The 559-nt window shown below is 63.5% G+C and carries 1 protein-coding gene; it reads left to right on the plus strand.

Going from position 1 to position 559, the window contains the following annotated elements:
- The first annotated feature begins 92 nt into the window (after nt 1-92).
- The gene (locus tag EN994_RS34480; protein ID WP_063169047.1) at nt 93-473 is read left to right on the plus strand and encodes a hypothetical protein; all 381 of its coding nucleotides are present in this window, start codon (nt 93-95) and stop codon (nt 471-473) included.
- The last annotated feature ends 86 nt before the right edge of the window (nt 474-559 follow it).

Here is a 559-nt window from a genome sequence, read left to right on the forward strand (position 1 = left end):
ATCCAGAAGTGGTCGATCACTATCGGCGGCGGTTTCCGGCGAGCCTGTAACCCATCGCGGTTTCGCCCCAATTCTCCGCGACGTTGAGAGCCATGCCCGGTCTCGCCTTCCTCTTTGTCGCTGCCTGTTCGCTCTGTGCCATGCCGGCATTCGCGGCCGAGAGCAGTTATGTCTATTGCGACAACGGGCTGCGCTGCTTCAAGGCGCCCTGCCCGTCCAACAGCGCACTCGACCTTGCCACCGGGACGATCATCAAGGGCGTGTCGATCGACCCCAGCGGCCTGCCGCAGGCCGACAAGGCCATAACCGATCTTTCCGACGCGCTTTATGCAGGCAAGATCGTCGTCAGGGGCTCGATCGAGCACCGCACCCAGACGATCGCCGGCAAGGAGTACAATTTGCCCTGGCTGGTCGCGACCCGTATCGTACGGACCGCCAAGGACAGCGAACGCAAGCACTGTTCGTCGCGCTGATGGGCGGTTCAGCCCTGCTCACGCGCCAAGCAGCTGCTCCACCTCTGCTGCTATGCGCAGCAGGCGTTGGTCATGGCCGTCGCCCG

The sequence above is a fragment of the Mesorhizobium sp. M7A.F.Ca.CA.002.09.1.1 genome (genome assembly GCF_003998555.1).
GTDB classification, from domain to species: domain Bacteria; phylum Pseudomonadota; class Alphaproteobacteria; order Rhizobiales; family Rhizobiaceae; genus Mesorhizobium; species Mesorhizobium ciceri.